General features: G+C 47.9%; 5 protein-coding genes. 4 read left to right on the top strand and 1 reads right to left on the bottom strand.

Going from position 1 to position 3697, the window contains the following annotated elements:
* The 4 genes from rsmB to PHU49_02220 form a co-directional block, all read left to right on the top strand.
* Nucleotides 1–1173, top strand: a 1173-nt coding sequence (gene rsmB / locus PHU49_02235) for a 16S rRNA (cytosine(967)-C(5))-methyltransferase RsmB (protein ID MDD5242812.1), incomplete at its 5' end; no start/stop codon positions are given.
* Complete coding sequence (locus PHU49_02230) at nucleotides 1170–1895, top strand: PASTA domain-containing protein (GenBank protein ID MDD5242811.1); 726 nt, start codon at nucleotides 1170–1172, stop codon at nucleotides 1893–1895. The genes rsmB and PHU49_02230, both read left to right, overlap by 4 nt.
* A complete protein-coding gene (gene rpe, locus PHU49_02225) occupies nucleotides 1877–2539 on the top strand; it encodes a ribulose-phosphate 3-epimerase (GenBank protein MDD5242810.1) in 663 nt (220 codons plus the stop codon). Before PHU49_02230 ends, rpe begins: the two co-directional genes overlap by 19 nt.
* Before the next feature lie 128 nt (nucleotides 2540–2667).
* A complete protein-coding gene (locus PHU49_02220) occupies nucleotides 2668–3321 on the top strand; it encodes a DUF3786 domain-containing protein (protein MDD5242809.1) in 654 nt (217 codons plus the stop codon).
* A 139-nt stretch (nucleotides 3322–3460) separates the two neighbouring features.
* On the opposite strand, the gene PHU49_02215 is transcribed toward PHU49_02220, so the two are convergent.
* Nucleotides 3461–3697, bottom strand: a 237-nt coding sequence (locus PHU49_02215) for a selenide, water dikinase SelD (GenBank protein MDD5242808.1), incomplete at its 5' end; no start/stop codon positions are given.

Genomic DNA, 3697 nt, shown 5'->3' with positions numbered 1-3697 from the left:
TTATTGGAATCACAAAAAGGATTCATATATGAGATGACAGCCGGGGCGATACGGTGGAAGTCCTATTTTGACTGGGCCCTCTCTCTCTATACGAACAGGCCCATCGAGAACGACCTGCGATACCTGCTGTGGCTCAGTCTTTACCAGATATCCTTCATGAAGAAAGCCCCGTACCACGTGGTGAACGAGGTCGTAAGCTACATAAAAAAAGAGAAAGGGAAGTGGGTCGCAAACTTCGTCAATGCCCTTTTACGGCAATACCTGAGAGACAGAGATGCCCTTCAGGCCGGCGGCAACTCACGGCTTGCCACTGACAACCTGTCGATACAGTATTCCTTTCCCGGATGGATCATAGAAAGGTGGCATAAACGATTCGGCAGGTCAAAAACCATAGAGCTTCTTTCCACCCTCAATAAAACACCCGGCTTCACGCTCAGGGTAAACCTGAAGAAGATCTCTGTCGAGGAGGTGGTCAGGCAACTCGAAGCAGACGGCATCGAGATAAAGAGGGGCGTCTTTTCACCGGCTGCCCTGCATGTGGAGAAGCTGACACCGGTTTTAAAGCATAGCCTTTTTAAAAATAACATGGTCGCGGTCCAGGACGAGATGTCCCAACTTGCCGGTCTATCCCTTGCCCCGCAAACAGGGGATGCGATACTTGACGCCTGCGCCGGTTCAGGGACAAAGACCCATCATATACAGGATATTACGGCAGATGGGTTTGTGGTCTCCATGGATAACGGGATCAAAAGACTGAAGCTTGTCCGCAACAGAGGGAACCTTGTTCTCGGAGATGCGTTGCGCCCTCCCTTCAGGGAACAATTATTCGATATCATACTGGTCGACGCACCCTGTTCATCGCTCGGGATCATACGGAAGCACCCTGAGATCAAGTGGCACAAAAGGGCAAAGGATATCGGCTCCTTCGGTGATTCCCAGGTAAGGCTCCTCGGGGCCCTCTGGGATATCCTGAAAACAGGCGGCTGCATCGTGTACAGCGTCTGTTCCTTTGAACCGGAAGAAACGACAAATGTTATAGAGAGATTACGGAAGTCGGCAAAGTTTATCCTTGAAAATCCTCTCCCGTTTCTGTTTAATAAGGAATACTTTTTATCGCTCCCGCACGAGACAGGCATGGATGGGTTCTTTATTGCAAAACTCAGAAAATTATGAAGTGGATTAAAAACTTTCTCTACTTTCTTATACCCATATCAGCATTTATTCTGTCCACGTATCTCACCATCGATATAGTGCTCAAGGGGCAGGAGACGACCGTATGCCCCGACGTGAGAGGAAAAAAGGTCGAGGAAGCAAAAGAGATCGCCAGGGACAAAGGACTTGGCCTGATCGTCCTTCGTTATGAAAGAAGAAATGACGTCCCATACAACCATATCACTGTACAAAAACCGGATGCTAACATATCCATCAGGAAAGGGAGGGTGCTTTACGTCATTGTCTCCGAAGGCCCCCAGCTTGTTGAAATACCTACCCTTACGGGTCAACCCCTGGAGAAGGCAGCCGAGATACTCGGTGAAAAGCTTATCACTATCAAAAAAACCATATACATACCGCACGAAAGGACAGGAAGGATTATCGCCCAGGTACCAAAGGGAGGCAGCACCATTCTCGAACAGGGCGGGGTCGTCCTCATTGTGGGTAGTGAACAAAAGCCCTATTATATGTTGCCTGTAATAAGAAACAAAGACATAGACAACCTTCTGGAAGATATGGAAATGAAGAAGATCAGATATAAAATAGATTACGGGAGAAACGAACAGACTGCCGTAAAAACAAATATTAAAACATTGATACCGCCAAGGACTATCTTCAACAAAGACAATGAATTGATTATCAATATCAATCCCGGAGGACAAATATGGGTAGAATCTTCATAGCGCCTTCTATTTTATCATGTAACTTTCTTGCATTAGAGAAAGAGATAAAGGACGTGGAGCGGGCCGGCGCAGACCTGATACATATCGATGTCATGGATGGCCACTTTGTTCCCAACATCACTATCGGTCCCATGATCGTTGAAGCGGTAAAGAGGGTTGCCGTGAAACCGCTTGATGTTCACCTTATGATCGAAGACCCTGCAAAGTATGTGGAAGATTTTATCTCTGCGGGCGCCGACATCGTGACGGTTCACGCGGAAGCCGACCACCATCTCTTCAGGACAATCGATGTCATAAAATCAATGGGAAAAAAGGCGGGCGTCTCCCTGAACCCTTCAACCCCGCTTTCGAAACTGGACCACATCATCAGCGAGGTTGACATGGTGCTGATCATGAGCGTCAATCCCGGCTTTGGCGGACAGAAATATATCGTCGCCATGGATGAGAAGATAAAAAAGGCAAGACAGTTGATACAGAGATCAGGGCGAAAGATAGACCTTGAGGTCGATGGCGGCATAAAGGCGGAGAACGCAAAAAGGGTAGCTGACGCGGGCGCAAATATCCTCGTGCTCGGTACCGGCATCTTCCATACAAAGGATTACAAAAAGACCATACAGGAAGTGAGGAAGAGAGTGAGAGGGTGAGAGAGTGAGAGGATGGGAAGATGAGAGGATGGGAAGATGAGAAGATGGTCGCTCGATACTCGATGATCGATTATCGATAATCGATGCTGATGGCTGTGTGCTGACAGCTGATAGCCGGTGTTAATATCATGCTTCTGCAAAAACAAAAGACCTACAAAAACGTTTATGACGGGGCGTGTGAAAGGCTTCTCGGCTCCGACATTGAACAACAACTCAAAAACGCGGCCCTGCAATACGAAACCGGCATCGGCACATTCACAATCGCCATACCATTCTTTGATGAAACCATCTCCCTCACATTGCCGGAGGTAACCTTCAAGAGCGCAAAGGGAAGTAACATAACCCTGGTAACAAGGATCATCCTTTTACATTATATCAATACCGCGAACGGCAATCCGCCTAAAAACGACATCGCGGCATACGAGGATATACCCGGCTGCAGGCATTACCAGCCTGTTTTTGAAAAAAGGGTCACTAAACCTATGCAGTCTGCATTCGGTCACGACAAATACACATTTCTTGAGGCAGGCGTTGCCCTCGGGGGGAAAAAGGAGGAATACGGGGACGCATCGATCACTCTTTATGCCCTTCCGAGAGTACCGATAACCTTCATCCTCTGGGAAGGCAACGAAGAATTTCCACCCCTTGTCAGGGCACTCTTCGATCCTTCGATCACCGGTTATCTTCCCCTTGAAGATATTGTGGTGATATCAAAGCTTGCCGCAGCGAGGATCCTGAAAACGGCGAGGAAACAACATATAGAGGAAGACTACGGCTTATAGCGGAACACCCGTAATTCGTAAATCGTAATTCGTAATTGGATGAACCCGGTGAAAGGCAAATGAGGTCGCTTCGCTCCTCGCACCTTGTGCTTTTCCAATTACGTCTCACGAATTACGAATTACGGGCCTTTGCTATCAGCTACGGTCTTAATATTATTTTCCCTTTCGGTTCCGATAAGAATTTCCCTATGACCCGGAAATCTACCTCCATGCTTGTTGCATTCTTTTCAAATGCCGGCAGATCTTCCGGCGCCACGGCGAAAAGCAGGCCTCCCGACGTCTGGGGATCAAAGATAATATCGTAGAAGAAGTCCTCCACCTCGCTTATGACATGCTCTTTATAAAAATCCCTGTTCCTGTACAGACCGCCGGGTAC

It is taken from the genome of Syntrophorhabdaceae bacterium (genome assembly GCA_028713955.1).
GTDB lineage: Bacteria > Desulfobacterota > Syntrophorhabdia > Syntrophorhabdales > Syntrophorhabdaceae > UBA5609.
Note: the sequence above shows the minus strand (reverse complement) of the source record. Positions and strands in the feature narration are given on the sequence as shown.